The organism is Pseudomonas sp. SIMBA_041 (assembly GCF_046535095.1).
GTDB classification, from domain to species: domain Bacteria; phylum Pseudomonadota; class Gammaproteobacteria; order Pseudomonadales; family Pseudomonadaceae; genus Aquipseudomonas; species Aquipseudomonas mucoides.
In genome coordinates this window covers 1-15219 of sequence record NZ_JAWRXJ010000018.1, presented here as the reverse complement: position 1 = coordinate 15219, position 15219 = coordinate 1, and the positions used below count along the sequence as shown (strand labels likewise).

Below are 15219 nucleotides of genomic sequence, written 5' to 3'. Positions count from 1 at the left end.
GTGAACCGCGGACGACGTTTTATCGGTTTTGCCGCGTCGCTGTGCGTGGCGCAGTCGGTGGCGGCGCTGGACCTGCGCGAGTCCTGGAACTTGATGCAGTTTCAGGGCCCGACCTACCTTTCCGCCGGTCACGAACGCGATGCCGCGCTGGAAAACCGCGCCATCGGTCAATCCGGCGTGCTGCCGAAAATCGGCATCACCGCCTTCGACAACCACATCAACGGCACGCAAAAACAACCGGACTTTTTCGGCAACAGCCACACCAACGACCTGAACTACAACTCGCGGGGCGCGACCTTGCAGCTGCGCCAACCGCTCTTCAACAAACAGAAAATGGCCGAGTATCGCCAAGGCGAGTATCAGGCCGAGTACGGCGTGGCCGTGTTCGACGGCAAGGCACAGGATGCGGCCGTGAAACTGGCCGGGCGCTATTTTGATGTACTGCTGGCCCACGAAACCGTGGCGCTGGCGACGGCCAAACTCAATTCCTTCAACGAACAAGTGGCCTCGACGCAACGACGCAAGGACCTGGGCGACGGCACCATCACTGACGTCGACGAAGCGGTGTCGCGCCGCGACTTGGCCCAAGCCGAGCTGATCGAAGCCGAGGACAGCGTGACCGTGGCCCGGCGCCTGTTGCAGGAATATCTCGGTCAGACACCCGATGAAATCGCCACGCTGCAAGACACCTTCCCCACGCCGCCTCTGCAACCGGACAATCTGCAGGAATGGATCATCCGTGCGGGTACCGACAGCCCCTCGATCCGTGCACGACGCTTGAACGTCAACACCGCCGACGAGGAAGTCGCCAAGGCCAAGGCCGGTCACTGGCCGACCCTTGATCTGGTGGTGGGCTACACCGCTGCCGACAGCGAAACCCTGTCCACTCAAAACCAGCGTAACCGCTACTCTTCTGCCGGCGTGGAGTTGAACATTCCGTTGTACAGCGGCGGCTACGTCAGCGCCCGGGCGCGGCAAAGCGTTGCTACCCGGGATCAGGCCGAAGATGACCTGAATGCCACCCGGGAAGAAATCATCTCGGGAACCACCCGCGAGTTTCGCGGCGTACAAAGCGGCGAAGCGCGTATCCACGCACTGGAAAAAGCGGTGAAGTCCAGCGAACGCTCAGTGGACTCCTCGAAAAAAGGCTTCCTCGCGGGCAGCAGCACCAACGTTGACATCCTCAACGCCCAGGAACAGCTTTACACCGCCCGCCGCGACCTGTTCGAAGCCAAACTGCGCTACCTGTTGGCCAAACTGCGGTTGGCGGCAAATGTCGGGGCACTGGGCGATGATGACATCGCCAGCGCCAATGCCTACCTGGGACCGAAGTTGTCGTTTTGAGCGAAAGGTTTTTTGGCCAGGCAATTATTGACCGGAAGAGTCCTCTTTCGCCCAAGCCTGCTGCAACAACCGCATGACCTCGGCATCCGATGTCTGGGAAAAATCCATGTACCAATGCCCGATCGACATCAGCCACTCCGGCATGATCGGGCATACCAGTTCATCGACTTCACGGCGCAGCAGCTCCCGCGTCTCCCGCGCCACCACCGCGTCGAACGCAGCCTGATCAATCGGGTGCACCCGCAGCGCCTGTTGATTGAGAATCTGGATGCCGCCGCTGGCAATCGCGCCCATGGCGAACTCTTCGTGCGACGGCACACCGAGCTTGCGCACCAGCATCAGGTCGAGACGAACATCCAGCGCCGTGGCCACTTCATACGCCACCGGCACGCCGCCTCGGGGCAAGGCGAGAACGATCACGTCCGGGCGATTGGCGTAAGCAAGCAACGGCGCCACCAGACGCCGCCCCGCTGCCGGCCGGTCCTGCAAAATCGTGGGCGATGAGGGACTCATTAGAAAACCTCCTCAGGTAATCACGCCTGCCGGTTTCATCACGCAGTCCCGAGGAATTGTCGGCCTGGGCGCGGCTGACAGCAAGTTCGGCCAGCCTGGTATCCAACTGCCTGAGCTGAAGCCAGGTGTGACGGACGCTAATCTGCTGATTAGATCACCATATGTAAGACGACAAAAATCCGCCTGTTTGTTAAGCAGCCAGCTATGTTTAGTCAATCAAAACATCGTGCCGAGTGCATCCCGGATAAAAAAATGATCTATGAAATGGATATTGGTTCGCTGCTAACTGCGATGACAACAACGGGCGTTGTCAGTATTACTGCCGCTCAATACCTTTCAAAACGATTGTTGGACCATCGACTCTCCAAGGACCTGAAAGACTATGACGCGAAAATCAATGAAACACTCGCAACTCACAAGGCTGCACTTGATCAGCGCGTAAATACTGTAAAGGCCGAAGGCGAGGCGCAACTCAAAAAGGAAATTGAAGAATACCTGGGTGAGAAAACCGCCGATCGGACCTACCGCTCGGAAGCCAGAAAACGGCTGTACCTGGCCGTTGGCCCACTCCGATACCAGCTCTTGATCGCCGCAGCCGAACTGACCAACCGAGTGACCAGAATCGGCGATGCAAAGATAACCTTCGACATGTCCATAAAACGCTACTTTGGGCAGAGCACTGCGTACCGGATGCTCAGAGTTCTCGCTGTCAGTGAGTTAATCGAAAGACAAATCGCCTATGCCGACTTCGCAGTAGACCCAGCCATGCGGTCCCTCCTCAAATTCAAACGACAGGCATTCATGTGCCTTTCAAGCGGGAAAGTGTCGCTGGGACATCCAAACGAAGACTGGAATGGCCAAACCCAACATATCTTCTATGACGTACTGGGTATGATTGCTTCGAACCTGACCGTCCAGGACTCCCCCAATCTGCCGGAGCGAATCATGCGTTTTGATGAATTCGCAGACAAGTTGAGTGATAGGAACTTTGCACGGCAAATGGAACCTGTGCCCCACTTGATTACTGGTTTCGTAGCCACGTCTCAATCAATCCTTTGGCTTAGATTGCTGGCTCTCGCTCAGCTTTGTATCGGGCTGTTGGAAAACCATGGAACAGAATTGGATCTTGAGATTGATCCAATGAATGTCGATCAGATGATCAGGATGACCGAAGACGACCACATTCTCAGAAACATCGATAGCTATCGAGAAGCCATCGTGAGCTTTCGCACATCACTCGTAAACTGACACGCTACAACGCCGACAGCATGGATAACACGCACATCAGCCTTACACCAACCGTTCGATCCGCTGATGCCGCCAGACAAACCGGTAATACGCCGTCTGCAACGCCAGCATCCCCAGATACGCCACCGGAAACGCCATCCACACGCCTTGCAAACCAAAGTGCCCGTCCAGCACATACGCCACCGGCAATTGCACCAGGACCACGCAGAAAATCGACACCGCCATCGGCACCAACACCGTGCCGCTGGCGCGCATGATGCCGCCGACAATCGCCTGGAAGCCAAACACCAACAAGCTCCAGAGCATGATGTGCAACAGGTGCTCGGCCATTGCCCGCGTCGAGTCATCGGTGAGGAACAGCCCCAACAACCAGTGCGACAGCAGGTAACCCAGCACCACCAATCCGCCCGTCAGGCACACATTGATCAGCAACCCCGTGCGCAAAATCGGCCCCATGCGCTCAAGGCGCCCTGCCCCAATCGCTTGAGCCCCGAGGATCGACGCGGTGATCGCAATCGACAGCGCCGGAAACTGCACGTAATTGACGATCTGCGTCACCGCCCCATACGCCGCCGTCGCCTGCGAACCGTGCCGGTTCACCAGCGCCAGAATCACCAGTTCCGACACTGACAACACCACCATCTGCAACCCGGTCGGCAGCCCGATGCGCAACACCTTGCCGAGAATCTCCCGGTCCAGCTTCATCGCCGCAAACATCTCCCGATCCGGCGCCAACGGATGCCCCTTGCGAATCAACCGCCACGCCAGCCACCCCATCGCCGACAAGTTACCCGCCAACCCGGCATACGCCGCACTCTGAATCCCCATCATCGGCAACCCGAACCAACCCCGAATCAACGCCGGCGTCAGCGCCAACCCAATACAGGTCGACACCACCAACGCAATCAGCGGCGACACCGTATCGCTGACCCCGCGCAGCAGTTGGGTGAACAGCACGTAGACCAACAGCGACGGCATGATCCACATCATCACGTGGGCATAGGCCACGGCGTCGTCCAGTACATCAGCCGGCGTGCCCAACCCCTGCAAGGCCGACCGCGCAAACACACTGCCGAGGACGGCGGCGGTCAGGCCGATCATTGCCCCGAGCAGCAAGGTGGTGCCGGCAATGGTTTTCACCAGATGCGGTTCACGCGCACCCCACGCTTGGCCAATGAGCACACCCGCCCCTGCGCCGAGGCCGATGACCAGGGCAATGAAGAAAAAGACAATGGGGAACATGCCGGACACGGCGGCCAGGGATTGCGTGCCGAGCATTTGGCCGATGTAGATGCTGTTGACCGTGCCGGACATGGACTGGAGAAAGTTCGACAGGACCATCGGGGCGAGGAAAAGAAGGTAGGTTTTCCAGAGGGGGATGGGGTGGGTGGGGGTTTGCATTGAGGGTCCGTCTCGGGTGTGGGCGCGCGGTTTGGGGATTCTACGCCACAAGAATTAAGCGCGGTGGATCGTTTCTCGACGGGGTTTTCGACGGTTCCGGCATCCTCCCCGATTACAAAAGATGTGCATTACTGAATGCCTCAGCGACCGTTGATCAAAAAAATGCCCAACCTGTTATTTCTGACAGTAGACGCATCGATGAGAGTAGCGGCTTGATATCACCAGACTGCGATGGCCAGCGGGAAGCCAATGACCAGGTACGTGACCAGTCCACTCATTAATCAAATGTAAGGAGACATCTCTCATGAACGAAGATACCCAATCCAGCACCCCATCCTTCGCAGAGGCGCGGCCGCTTGACGAGAAGGATGCACTCTTCATTGGCGAGCTTTGTGAATTGCTAAAACGGCATGAAAATACCGAGCGTTTTGGACTTTTCTTGCTACATGATCATTTCACAATGAATAGGGATGAAATTTTGCTGGAAAGCAATGATCCGGACGCCCGCACGCTACACATGGAAGTCGTCAAGCGTGAGAATTTGCCGGAGGGGAAATTCACCAGTTGGCGCTTGGGCGGCACCCGGGGCAATAAAGTCGAGGCACTCACCTTCTGTGGACGCATTTGCTATTAGGCGACCTCGAGTGGTGCAGCGACTCCTTGTAACTGCGACAAGGGTGACCGACAAGGGTGACAGATCTATTTTTTACCAAGTAGATCCGTCACCGCTTATCCAACGCTGCTTCAGCGCACATTGGTTAATAATCCTGTTTTTCAGGCCAACACAACGATCCAGCCCTACCCCACCCCGCCATGCAGCAACACCCCGTACGATTGCAAAAACTCCACCGTGCCATGAAAGATCAGACCAACCCCCATGGCAGAGACGAAGAACCCGACAATGCGCGTGGCGGCATCGATGCCTTGCGGGCCAATCGTTTTGAGGATGACTTGAGCGTAAGCCAGTGACAAATAGGTGGTGAACATCGTGGCGCAGATGGCCAGCGCCACGACGGCGAAAGACAGCACCGCATGACTGGCGTCTTTGATGGTGCTGGTCAGGCCGATCACGGTGGCAATCGCACCGGGGCCAAACATGATGGGCATGGCCAGGGGGATGAAAGACACGTCCTGGTCGGCGTCGTGACCAGTGGGAATCAGGCTGCTGTTGGGCGTGGGGGCGAACAGCTCGAAACCGATCCGCATCAGAATCACCCCACCGACCACCCGGATCATGCTCAGGGGGACGTCGAACAGTCGCAGGAGCAGGTTGCCGAAAATCAGGAAAAAGAACATCAGCAATAACGCAAAGAAACAGGCTCTGCGGGCTACCCGACGGAGCTCGGCAGTGTCCTTGCCTTGCAACATGCCAAGGAACACGGGAATCGCCTCTAGCGGGTTGATGATGGCCAGTAACGTGGTAAACATGCCGACAAACAGCGTTACATAGGTGTTCATGGCGCACCTTCGAGGAGAGACCGCGTTACATCACCTTAGCGGATGATGGGCGATGAGCCCGTTTAGAGCTCAATCTGGCGCTGCGGCACAGGTGGCGCTGGTTCAGGAAAGGTCAGTCGATGACTGACAAAGGATGCGGATCTGGTCCTACACTTATCTCGGAAACCCTCACCTTGCCCGTCGTTCCGATGAAGCTTATAGTCCGCCCCGTCGCTCAGAATGGCGACCAGGTTTGGCGACCTGTTATACGAGTGCGAGGGCGTCTGCTTATTGCAGGCGTCAGCGCATCCGCAAAACCGCAGTTCTATGGCGGTTGTGCGCGGGAGACCTTCGGGTCTGCCGGTTACTCGTTTCCGGTTCGCCAACCTGCGCACAACTGCCACCCATTTCGTTTGGCGACGACATGTGGGCAGTCTCAACACACTAAACGAGACTACTTCTATGGAAAGATACATGCCCCTCACCGGAATCGACCTGATCCCGGCCTCCCTGCTCATCGACACCCAAGCCCCGCTCGACGTCCTGCAAGCCATGGCCGACTACCGCATCCGCACTGTCACTCAAGTCCTGGAGAACATCGCCTTCCGCGCCGAGCTCGGTTGCGACACGGTGGTGCTGTCGGACTTTTCCAAACTGCTGGCCATTCCGTTGCGCGATGGCTGTGACTTGATGGACGTGATCGGTCGACGTTTGCGAGCCCAGGTGGCGGAGTAAATAAAGACGGGCGCCCTATCAGGCGCCCGCTTTGGTTTTACCGTGTAACCTCTATCACCCGGCAGGCTAAGCTTTATGAGGAAGCTGAACGAGCGAAACCCTGCCCCGTCAGGAGGCTGACCATGAGCAAACAACCTCAACCACGAAGCCGCTCCAACCCTCAACCCAGATCCCGCCCGGTCGTGCCTAACCTGCCGAGCAAAACGGGCAACAAGTCCGGGGGAATGCGCGGCAACTACCCGCCAAAACAGTCCTGAGGACTTCAGGGGTATCCAGCGACTGCTCATCGAACTCACTCGCTGGATTGAAGTTCGCTGCTTGCCATAAACATATGGATAAACGTATATTCGAATAACCATATGTATCGAGCCGTGTCCATGCTGACCCCTGCCGCCGTATTCAAATGCCTGTCCGACGAAACCCGTGCGCGGGCCACGTTGCTCATCACCCGCGAGGGTGAGCTGTGCGTGTGCGAACTGGTCTGCGCCCTGAACGACAGTCAACCGAAAATCTCCCGCCATCTGGCGCAGCTTCGCGCATGTGGCCTGTTGCTCGATCGACGTCAGGGTCAGTGGGTCTACTACCGGCTCAATCCTGATTTGCCGGGTTGGGTGCGCACCATTCTTGAGACCACGCTAGCGGCCAACACCGCCTGGCTTGAGGAAAACAGCGCTCGACTCGACGCGATGGGCGACCGCCCTCTCAACACCACCGCCTGCTGCTGACCCCATCGCCTGCCGAGTCTTTTATGTTCATTGCATTCGCTATTTTTCTGGTCACCATCGTATTGGTCATCTGGCAGCCCAAGGGACTGGGTGTCGGCTGGAGCGCCACGTTCGGGGCAGTTCTGGCATTAATCACGGGCGTCGTGACGCTGAACGATATTCCACTGGTATGGGGCATTGTCTGGAACGCTACCGCCACGTTTGTGGCGGTCATCATCATTAGCCTGCTGCTCGACGAAGCCGGCTTTTTTCAGTGGGCCGCGCTGCACGTGGCGCGCTGGGCCAAGGGTGATGGCCGACGCCTGTTCGCCTTCACGGTTTTGTTGGGGGCCGCTGTATCCGCGCTGTTTGCCAATGACGGTGCGGCACTGATTTTGACCCCGATCGTGATTTCGATCTTGCTTGCCCTGCGCTTCTCCCCTGCGTCGACTCTGGCGTTCGTCATGGCGGCAGGCTTTATTGCCGACACTGCCAGCTTGCCGTTGGTGGTGTCGAACCTCGTCAACATCGTTTCAGCCGACTACTTCGGTCTGGGCTTCAGCGAGTACGCCTCTGTCATGGTGCCGGTCAACTTCGTTGCCGTAGGCACTACGCTCACCGTGCTGTACTGGTTTTTCCGCCGTGACATACCCGAGCGCTACTCACTGGATGACCTGCAAGACCCGCGGCATGCCGTGCGGGATCCGCTGACCTTTCGCGTCGGCTGGATGGTTTTGGGTTTGTTGCTGATCGGGTTGTTTGCGCTGGAACCGCTGGGCATTCCAATCAGTGTCATTGCAGCAGCCTGCGCTGCGATGCTGTTCGCCGTTGCGGCGCGTGGGCATGTGATTTCAACCCGGCGTGTGCTGCGCGAAGCACCCTGGCAGGTCGTGACGTTTTCGCTGGGCATGTACCTGGTGGTGTATGGGCTGAAGAACGCTGGCCTCACCGGCTATCTGACGACGGCCCTGAATCACCTGGCCGAATATGGTGTCTGGGGTGCCGCGCTGGGGACGGGCTTGCTCACCGCATTGCTGTCGTCCGCCATGAACAACATGCCGACGGTGTTGGTGGGCGCGCTGTCGATCCAGGCCAGCGAGGCCACCGGCGTCGTACGTGAAGCGATGATCTACGCCAATGTCATCGGCTCGGACCTGGGGCCCAAAATCACCCCCATCGGTAGCCTCGCAACCTTGCTCTGGCTGCACGTCCTGGAGCGCAAGGGCATTCGTATTACGTGGGGATACTACTTCAAGGTGGGCGTCATTCTGACGCTGCCGATTCTGTTCATTACCTTGTCTGCCCTGGCCTTACGCCTGAGCGTTTAGCACCTGAGCGTCTTCAAAGAGGAATCACCATGCGCGTCCTGTTTATGTGTACCGCCAATAGTTGCCGCAGCATCCTGTCCGAAGCGATGTTCAATCATCTGGCGCCGGACGGTTTCGAGGCTGTCAGCGCCGGCAGCTTCCCCAAAGGACAAGTGCTGCCGCGCAGCCTGACCACGTTGCAAGAGGCCGGAATATCGATCGACGGGTTGAGCAGCAAAGGCAACGACGCCTTCGAGGCCAACCCGCCGGACATTGTGATCACCGTCTGCGACAAGGCTGCCGGAGAGACGTGCCCGGTGTACTTCGGTCCGGCGTTGAAAGCCCATTGGGGGTTGGAGGATCCCTCCGAGGTGAAGGGCGATGAGGCGGCCGTCTCCGCAGCCTTCCACTCGACCCTGGCGCGTATCGAAACGCGCTGCCGGGCCTTCCTCGCCCTGCCCTTCGCCGAGCTTGATCGCGATGCATTGAAGCGCGAACTCGACCGCATCAGCACCCTGTAACCGGAGCCCCCATGAGCCACCCTCTGCCTAATCTCGATGCGTCTTTGATTGAGCCCATCGCCAACGATCACGACGGCCAGCACAAGCCACGAATCCTGTTGCTGTACGGGTCGACCCGCGCACGGTCGTTCAGTCGGCTGCTGGTCGAAGAAGCCGCCCGTCTGCTCGAACACTTCGGTGCAGAGACGCGCATCTTCAATCCCTCGGGACTGCCACTGCCGGACGATGCGCCGAACGATCACCCGAAAGTCCAGGAGCTGCTTGAGCTGATGCAGTGGTCTGAAGGACAGGTCTGGTGTTCACCCGAGCGCCACGGTTCCATGTCGGCCGTGTTCAAGGCACAGATTGACTGGGTGCCGCTGGCGTTGGGCGCCGTGCGCCCGACCCAGGGAAAAACGCTGGCGGTGATGCAGGTCTGCGGTGGCTCCCAATCGTTTAACGTGGTCAACCAGTTGCGCGTGCTGGGGCGTTGGATGCGCATGTTCACGATCCCCAACCAGTCTTCCGTGCCGAAAGCCTTTCTGGAATTTGACGAAGGGAATCGCATGAAACCCTCCGCGCTGTACGACCGGGTCGTCGACGTCATGGAAGAGCTGGTGAAGTTCACGTTGCTGCTACGGGATCGCCCGGATCTGGTTGACCGTTATTCGGAGCGCAAGGAGACGGCGCAGGAGTTGAGTCAGCGGGTGAATCAGCGGTCGATTTGAAAGCCTGAATCGTTCATCAATCCCTTGGTTTTTATCAAGATGCTGGTGACAAACACTGCACGACTCAAACAAGACGCGTATTTTGGCGCCCTCTTAATGGGGCGCACCCTGTATGGCTTGCGCCCACATAGTCTTCGGGGTTGAGTTGTTTATTGCCACATATTCTATGTGTTGTTGAAGTGCTTGTTAGCGCATGGTCTATGGTTGTTCCAGTCAGCGCGCAGGTCGCTGAAACCCATTCACAATCTTGTCACTCGCTAAGCCTTTGCCTAGCGTGCGGCCTAACTCATTTATTCAAGTGGTGCCTTCGCCTCGCTTGTATAAAGTGTTAGCACTCTGGCGCCACGAACTTTTAACAGAACCCAATCTGGAGATTTGTATGCCTGGAGATTTCCCTGACAAAAATGGATGCACTCTAATAGTGGTCGATAAAAAAGACTTCAATCGCATTGTACTGAGTGCAACCGCCGCGACCTTTCATTGGCGCAGCGTCCCGGAGTATCGAGCCCCGGCCCAGGTCCACCTCGCCGACCTGGTTGAAAAGCTTCAATTGACAGCGGTTGATGGCTCAAGTCCAAGCCACGGCACAATGCATCTTGACGAAGAAGACGCCTCAACACCTGAATTGCATATGCATGTTGTAGGAGACATCGACGATCAAATTTTTAAAGAAAAAATACTTTCCGTGATTGAAAGCCTGGCCGCCCAGGATCATTTAACCGAAGACGAACTGGCCTACATCAAGCGCGGCATAAAGGCACACAACGAATGGTAGCTAATGCTTATATAGCCGCACAATAAAACCCTTCTCACATCACGAACAATCCAATCAAAAGGAGGTGATTAGCGCACGACAAACAAACACTTTACGGCCACTCGATATATCAACGAATCCGCATGAAAATAACTTTTCTATGGAGATAACGTCATGGCTGCAATAACGAAAGCATTGTTGGGTCAGGATTTGTCAGAAGAAATGAAAAATGAGTGTTCAGCGCATCTTGATACGCTGATGGCGCTGGGTCTGGCGAAATCCCAGTACTACGCGCAACTGATCAATACAGCGCTGTTGGGTGCAGGTCAGGGAACGGATAAAACATTCCCCATCTCAACCATTCAATCCTTCACCTATCAGACAAAAGCCTACACATCAGATAATGCCAAAAACATCACCAATGTCGTCAACGACTCCGTGAAAGGCTTCGTTGCGGGAGACAACGTATCCGCCGTGGGTACGATCGTCTCGGGCTTTGTCGACATGCTGTTTGGCTCATCGCAAGGTTCGGAAAGCGAGGTCAGAAGGTATTGCGCGATTCTTGAGGGCGCGTCGATGATTCGCCTTGATTTTGCGGGTTGGTCGCGCTCGGTCACCTCCACATCGTTGAAAAGTAAATGCGACCAGGTCAGTGCATTTGTGCTCTATCGATCGATCGTGAATATGAAAGAGGTGTCGCTGAATGATTTCATCGCCGTGTATCAAATCACGGCGAAGATAGAGAACCCGACGCTGGACACCGCTGGCATCGTGAAAAAATGCCAGGAGCTGTACCTGTTGTTCAACCCGGAAAAGCGCAACGACGGTTTGCTCAGAGCCGCCCACACACCTCTCGAAGGGGTGAATTTTCAACCAACGACAGGCCACCAATCGTTGGACGTCTTCAATAAGCACCTCACAACGCTGTAACACTCACCGCTGACGGCAGGCACGTCACAGGATTCAAAAGCGCCGCTTTGTTGTGGTTTTGGCTCCTGCCGTTTGAGTGCCTGCCTGACCCGCTACGGTTAGAAGGGGATAAAGCCGAACGAACCGAAGTCGGCATCGCAAATCAACTAACCACTGGTCGACGCCCTATTGATCTGCAGATTCAATATATATAGTTTTGAGTCTGCGGATCAATTGAGGCTTAGCACATGGCAGTCCCCCTTCAGGAACCAGCATTCACCAAGAGCCAGTGCGTCACGGGCTTGCGGGCAGCCGTGGGCATTCTCGAAAAATGGTCTGCGTCCAGCGAGCAGGCCTGTCGCATCCTGCGCATTTCCCGCAGCACCTACACCCGCGCCCGGCAGCAAGACCCCGAATGGGCGGTGGCGCTGGACGCTGACCAGATGCAGCGCATCAGCTTTGTCCTCAACATCCACGCAACCTTGCGCCTGGTTTTCGACAACCCGGAAAACGTCTACGGCTTTGTATCGATGGCCAACGACAACGAGTTTTTCAACGGGCGTACCCCGCTCGAGATCATGGCCCAGGGCGATATGATTTCGCTGTATGAAACCTTTCGGCGCATTGACGTACTGCGGGGCGCGCAATGGTGAAGGTGAGCGAACTGGCAGAATGTGCCGGCGAGCGGTTAAAAGCCTACCGACTGGTCAATTCGAAGTACCCACCCATCGCGCTGTTTGATGACGTGGCGGACGCGGACGAATTTGACGTGCTGTATCAGATACAGGCACTGACCAATCCCCGGCTGCACAATGAAGTCGGTCGTCTTGAGTTGATTGCCCGGGATCAGATCCCGTTCGGCATTCCTGGCTGCTCTTACGCGATTGCGCCGTTTACCCACGTTAACCCGGCGGGTTCGCGGTTCAGCGATGGCAGCTTTGGGGTGTTGTACCTGGCGGATACCATGGAAACGGCGCTGGCTGAAGTCCGGCATCACCAGAGTCTGTATTGGTCGAATGTCCGCAACCTGAACTATGAGCGCTTTGTGTTCCGCGGGCTGTCCTGTTCTTTTGTCGACGCGGCGATGAAAGATGCGACGTCCATTGCGCTGACGGACCCGATCTACGCGCCCGACGATTACACCCATTCCCGTCAACTGGGCAGCTTGATCAAAAAAGCGCGATGCCCCGGTATTCGTTACCACTCGGTGCGTCTGCCAGGCAGTGACTGCTGGGCGCTGATGACGCCGCGACCGGTCGCATCGATTGTTCAGACGGCTCATTACGAGATGGTCTGGAATGGGCAAATCACCAGTGTCAGCAAGATCAGTGAAGCGTGAAGGCCTCTAAAACGGGGGCAGATGCATCCATTACCGGCATCGATAGTCACCATTGACCCAATGAAGTTCTCTTAAAAAACCCTCGGCGTAACATCCGCTCCATACCAACCCATAAACACCCCGGAGCACACCATCATGAAACGCCAAACTATCCTCGCTATCGCTTTCTTGGTCTTTGCAGTTAACGCTTTTGCCGCAACCTCTGCTCAACCTGTGGTCGCTGAAGGCGGCTCGGATCGCCTGATTGAAAGCCGAGTGGCTGAAGGGGGTTCGGATCGTTTGATCGAGAATCGTGTGGCTGCTGATGGTTCGGACCATCTGATGGAAAACCGCGTAGCCGCTGATGGTTCGGATCGTCTGATGGAAAACCGCGTAGCCGCTGATGGCTCCGACCATCTGATGGAAAACCGCGTAGCCGCTGATGGCTCCGACCATCTGATGGAAAACCGCGTAGCCGCTGATGGTTCCGACCATCTGATGGAAAACCGCGTAGCCGCTGATGGTTCCGATCGCCTGATGCAGAACCGCGTTGCCGAAGGTGGTTCCGACCGTCTGATCGAAAGCCGCGCTGCATAAATGCAGGGCTTTACCGCAGTACTCAATGAAAAGCCCGGCCTTATCAGCCGGGCTTTTTCGTGAGCTATTTTTAGTGCACTCGCTACGCGGGCGTTGTACATCTATCGCTGATAACCATTAGGTCAACTCGGCACGCCGCATGAACCACACTGAAACGCTCGCCAAAATCCTGCTCGGCCCCTTGCTGCTCATGCAGGGCATTTACACCCGGAAGGTAACGCCCAGGCTGCCGGAAGCCGAGGGCGCACGCCAAGGCATGGCCGGCAGCGGCGTAGCCCTGCGGTTGTTGATTGTGGGCGACAGCGCCGCCGCTGGCGTTGGGGTGTCGACTCAAGACGAAGCACTCAGCGGCCAATTGGTCAGCCAGTTGGCCAATGATTACCACGTGTCCTGGACACTCTGGGCCAGGTCCGGGCTTGATTCGCAAGCGCTGCTGGGGTTGCTCGAAGACAGCGTTCCAGAGGCCTTCGATGTGGCGCTGGTGTCTATCGGCGTCAACGATGTCACCAGCACATTGGCGGCTGACGAGTGGGTCGCCCGACAACATCGATTGATTGGCTTGCTGCGCGAGAGGTACGCGGTAAAGCAGATCGTGCTGTCCCCGCTGCCACCCATGCACCTGTTTCCCGCGCTGCCGCAACCGCTGCGTTGGTACCTGGGACTTAGGGCTAGCGCTTTCAACACGTGCCTTGCCGAACTGGCTGAGCGTAGTGATCACTGCACGCTGCTGGCGACCCGGTTGGCCCCCATAAATGGCTCGATGGCACGGGATGGCTTCCATCCGGGTCCTGCGATATACAGTCAGTGGGCGGACGATGCAGCGGCGGTCATCGGCCAACGTTTTCGCCAAAACACGCGCCTCGACATTGCACAACCCACAATAAAAATACAGGAGTAGAAAATGTCTGAACTGAACCTGCACCCCAACGCCGCGGCCTCCTTGCAGCAATGGCACGAGATGATCCGCACGGCGGACTTAAGCGCCCTGCCCGGTTTGCTCGACCCGCACGCCGTGTTCCGCTCGCCGATGGCGCACACGCCTTATCCGGGCGCGGCCGTGGTGTCGATGATTCTCAACACTGTCGTCAAAGTCTTCGAGGACTTCGCCTACCACCGCGAACTGGCGACAGCAGACGGCTTGAACGTGGTTCTGGAATTCAGCGCCAATGTCGGTGGGAAACAGTTGAAGGGCATCGACATGATCCGCTTCAACGAAACCGGGAAAATCGTCGAGTTTGAGGTGATGGTCCGTCCGTTGAGCGGCTTGCAAGCCTTGGGCGAGCAAATGGGACAACGCCTTGGGGCTTATCTGGCGGCCAGTAAAGCCTGATTCCAAACGCCTGAAACTCACCTCCCGCGCGGTGATATCACCGCGCGCGATCATCCATTGCCGACATCGATAGTCACCATCAACTCAATGAAGTTCTCATAAAAAATCCGCGGCGTAACATCAGCTCCATACCAACCCATAAGCACCCCGGAGCACACCATCATGAAACGCCAAACCCTTCTCGCTATCGCTTTCTCGGTTTTCGCAGTGAACGCTTTTGCCGCGACTTCGGCTCAACCTGTAGTCGCTGAAGGCGGCTCGGATCGCCTGATTGAAAGCCGTGTGGCTGAAGGGGGTTCGGATCGTCTGATCGAAAAACGCGTCGCTGAAGGTGGCTCTGATCGTCTGATCGAAAAACGCGTCGCTGAAGGTGGCTCGGATCGTCTGATCGAAA

Annotated in this window: 18 protein-coding genes and 1 pseudogene; 16 read left to right on the top strand and 3 right to left on the bottom strand. The window is 57.0% G+C overall.

Going from position 1 to position 15219, the window contains the following annotated elements; translation table 11 throughout:
* Window positions 1-1344: a TolC family outer membrane protein gene (locus tag SB725_RS29385; protein WP_410922950.1), complete on the top strand. Its 1344-nt coding sequence runs from the start codon at window positions 1-3 to the stop codon at window positions 1342-1344.
* Between the two features lie 24 nt (window positions 1345-1368).
* Here SB725_RS29385 and SB725_RS29380 read toward each other — a convergent pair whose 3' ends face one another.
* Window positions 1369-1857: a phosphoribosyltransferase gene (locus SB725_RS29380; RefSeq protein WP_410922949.1), complete on the bottom strand. Its 489-nt coding sequence runs from the start codon at window positions 1855-1857 to the stop codon at window positions 1369-1371.
* 204 nt (window positions 1858-2061) lie between these two features.
* On the opposite strand from SB725_RS29380, the gene SB725_RS29375 reads away from it, so the two are divergent.
* The gene (locus tag SB725_RS29375; RefSeq protein WP_410922948.1) at window positions 2062-3105 is read left to right on the top strand and encodes a hypothetical protein; all 1044 of its coding nucleotides are present in this window, start codon (window positions 2062-2064) and stop codon (window positions 3103-3105) included.
* A gap of 42 nt (window positions 3106-3147) precedes the next feature.
* On the opposite strand, the gene SB725_RS29370 is transcribed toward SB725_RS29375, so the two are convergent.
* Window positions 3148-4506, bottom strand: a complete 1359-nt coding sequence (locus SB725_RS29370) for an MATE family efflux transporter (RefSeq protein WP_059182743.1) — start codon at window positions 4504-4506, stop codon at window positions 3148-3150.
* 304 nt (window positions 4507-4810) lie between these two features.
* Between SB725_RS29370 and SB725_RS29365 the strand changes: the two genes are divergently transcribed.
* Entirely contained in the window at window positions 4811-5140 is a 330-nt protein-coding gene (locus tag SB725_RS29365) for a hypothetical protein (RefSeq protein WP_059182742.1), read from the top strand.
* Between the two features lie 164 nt (window positions 5141-5304).
* On the opposite strand, the gene SB725_RS29360 is transcribed toward SB725_RS29365, so the two are convergent.
* On the bottom strand, window positions 5305-5964 hold the full coding sequence (locus SB725_RS29360) for a MarC family protein (RefSeq protein ID WP_027924607.1): 660 nt from the start codon (window positions 5962-5964) through the stop codon (window positions 5305-5307).
* A gap of 441 nt (window positions 5965-6405) precedes the next feature.
* Between SB725_RS29360 and SB725_RS29355 the strand changes: the two genes are divergently transcribed.
* The 13 genes and pseudogenes from SB725_RS29355 to SB725_RS29295 form a co-directional block, all read left to right on the top strand.
* Window positions 6406-6678 (top strand): hypothetical protein, encoded by a 273-nt coding sequence (locus SB725_RS29355; protein ID WP_059182741.1) that lies wholly within the window; start codon window positions 6406-6408, stop codon window positions 6676-6678.
* Window positions 6679-7055: 377 nt separating this feature from the next.
* Window positions 7056-7403: a metalloregulator ArsR/SmtB family transcription factor gene (locus SB725_RS29350; RefSeq protein WP_027924609.1), complete on the top strand. Its 348-nt coding sequence runs from the start codon at window positions 7056-7058 to the stop codon at window positions 7401-7403.
* 23 nt (window positions 7404-7426) lie between these two features.
* A complete protein-coding gene (locus SB725_RS29345; protein WP_027924610.1) occupies window positions 7427-8710 on the top strand; it encodes an arsenic transporter in 1284 nt (427 codons plus the stop codon).
* A gap of 29 nt (window positions 8711-8739) precedes the next feature.
* Window positions 8740-9210 (top strand): arsenate reductase ArsC, encoded by a 471-nt coding sequence (locus SB725_RS29340; protein WP_059182740.1) that lies wholly within the window; start codon window positions 8740-8742, stop codon window positions 9208-9210.
* Between the two features lie 11 nt (window positions 9211-9221).
* A complete protein-coding gene (gene arsH, locus SB725_RS29335) occupies window positions 9222-9917 on the top strand; it encodes an arsenical resistance protein ArsH (protein ID WP_027924612.1) in 696 nt (231 codons plus the stop codon).
* 379 nt (window positions 9918-10296) lie between these two features.
* On the top strand, window positions 10297-10692 hold the full coding sequence (locus tag SB725_RS29330; RefSeq protein WP_059182739.1) for a hypothetical protein: 396 nt from the start codon (window positions 10297-10299) through the stop codon (window positions 10690-10692).
* 153 nt (window positions 10693-10845) lie between these two features.
* On the top strand, window positions 10846-11601 hold the full coding sequence (locus SB725_RS29325; RefSeq protein WP_027924614.1) for a hypothetical protein: 756 nt from the start codon (window positions 10846-10848) through the stop codon (window positions 11599-11601).
* A gap of 227 nt (window positions 11602-11828) precedes the next feature.
* Window positions 11829-12233 (top strand): antitoxin Xre-like helix-turn-helix domain-containing protein, encoded by a 405-nt coding sequence (locus tag SB725_RS29320; protein WP_027924615.1) that lies wholly within the window; start codon window positions 11829-11831, stop codon window positions 12231-12233.
* The gene (locus SB725_RS29315; protein WP_059182737.1) at window positions 12227-12919 is read left to right on the top strand and encodes an RES family NAD+ phosphorylase; all 693 of its coding nucleotides are present in this window, start codon (window positions 12227-12229) and stop codon (window positions 12917-12919) included. Before SB725_RS29320 ends, SB725_RS29315 begins: the two co-directional genes overlap by 7 nt.
* A gap of 135 nt (window positions 12920-13054) precedes the next feature.
* Window positions 13055-13495, top strand: coding sequence for a phage infection protein (locus tag SB725_RS29310; RefSeq protein WP_410922947.1), 441 nt, complete (start codon window positions 13055-13057; stop codon window positions 13493-13495).
* Window positions 13496-13634: 139 nt separating this feature from the next.
* A complete protein-coding gene (locus tag SB725_RS29305) occupies window positions 13635-14393 on the top strand; it encodes an SGNH/GDSL hydrolase family protein (RefSeq protein ID WP_410922946.1) in 759 nt (252 codons plus the stop codon).
* 3 nt (window positions 14394-14396) lie between these two features.
* Entirely contained in the window at window positions 14397-14825 is a 429-nt protein-coding gene (locus SB725_RS29300; protein WP_310267343.1) for a nuclear transport factor 2 family protein, read from the top strand.
* Between the two features lie 162 nt (window positions 14826-14987).
* Window positions 14988-15219: pseudogene (locus tag SB725_RS29295) on the top strand (phage infection protein); the annotation flags it as partial.

Bases quoted from the DNA above. Each gene is read 5' to 3' on its own strand.
- SB725_RS29330 (WP_059182739.1), top strand. From the start codon at position 10,297: ATGCCTGGAGATTTCCCTGACAAAAATGGATGCACTCTAATAGTGGTC.
- SB725_RS29345 (WP_027924610.1), top strand. From the start codon at position 7,427: ATGTTCATTGCATTCGCTATTTTTCTGGTCACCATCGTATTGGTCATC.
- SB725_RS29310 (WP_410922947.1), top strand. From the start codon at position 13,055: ATGAAACGCCAAACTATCCTCGCTATCGCTTTCTTGGTCTTTGCAGTT.
- arsH (WP_027924612.1), top strand. From the start codon at position 9,222: ATGAGCCACCCTCTGCCTAATCTCGATGCGTCTTTGATTGAGCCCATC.
- SB725_RS29325 (WP_027924614.1), top strand. From the start codon at position 10,846: ATGGCTGCAATAACGAAAGCATTGTTGGGTCAGGATTTGTCAGAAGAA.
- SB725_RS29360 (WP_027924607.1), bottom strand. From the start codon at position 5,964: ATGAACACCTATGTAACGCTGTTTGTCGGCATGTTTACCACGTTACTG.
- SB725_RS29305 (WP_410922946.1), top strand. From the start codon at position 13,635: ATGAACCACACTGAAACGCTCGCCAAAATCCTGCTCGGCCCCTTGCTG.
- SB725_RS29380 (WP_410922949.1), bottom strand. From the start codon at position 1,857: ATGAGTCCCTCATCGCCCACGATTTTGCAGGACCGGCCGGCAGCGGGG.
- SB725_RS29355 (WP_059182741.1), top strand. From the start codon at position 6,406: ATGGAAAGATACATGCCCCTCACCGGAATCGACCTGATCCCGGCCTCC.
- SB725_RS29375 (WP_410922948.1), top strand. From the start codon at position 2,062: ATGTTTAGTCAATCAAAACATCGTGCCGAGTGCATCCCGGATAAAAAA.
- SB725_RS29300 (WP_310267343.1), top strand. From the start codon at position 14,397: ATGTCTGAACTGAACCTGCACCCCAACGCCGCGGCCTCCTTGCAGCAA.
- SB725_RS29340 (WP_059182740.1), top strand. From the start codon at position 8,740: ATGCGCGTCCTGTTTATGTGTACCGCCAATAGTTGCCGCAGCATCCTG.
- SB725_RS29350 (WP_027924609.1), top strand. From the start codon at position 7,056: ATGCTGACCCCTGCCGCCGTATTCAAATGCCTGTCCGACGAAACCCGT.
- SB725_RS29370 (WP_059182743.1), bottom strand. From the start codon at position 4,506: ATGCAAACCCCCACCCACCCCATCCCCCTCTGGAAAACCTACCTTCTT.
- SB725_RS29365 (WP_059182742.1), top strand. From the start codon at position 4,811: ATGAACGAAGATACCCAATCCAGCACCCCATCCTTCGCAGAGGCGCGG.
- SB725_RS29320 (WP_027924615.1), top strand. From the start codon at position 11,829: ATGGCAGTCCCCCTTCAGGAACCAGCATTCACCAAGAGCCAGTGCGTC.
- SB725_RS29315 (WP_059182737.1), top strand. From the start codon at position 12,227: ATGGTGAAGGTGAGCGAACTGGCAGAATGTGCCGGCGAGCGGTTAAAA.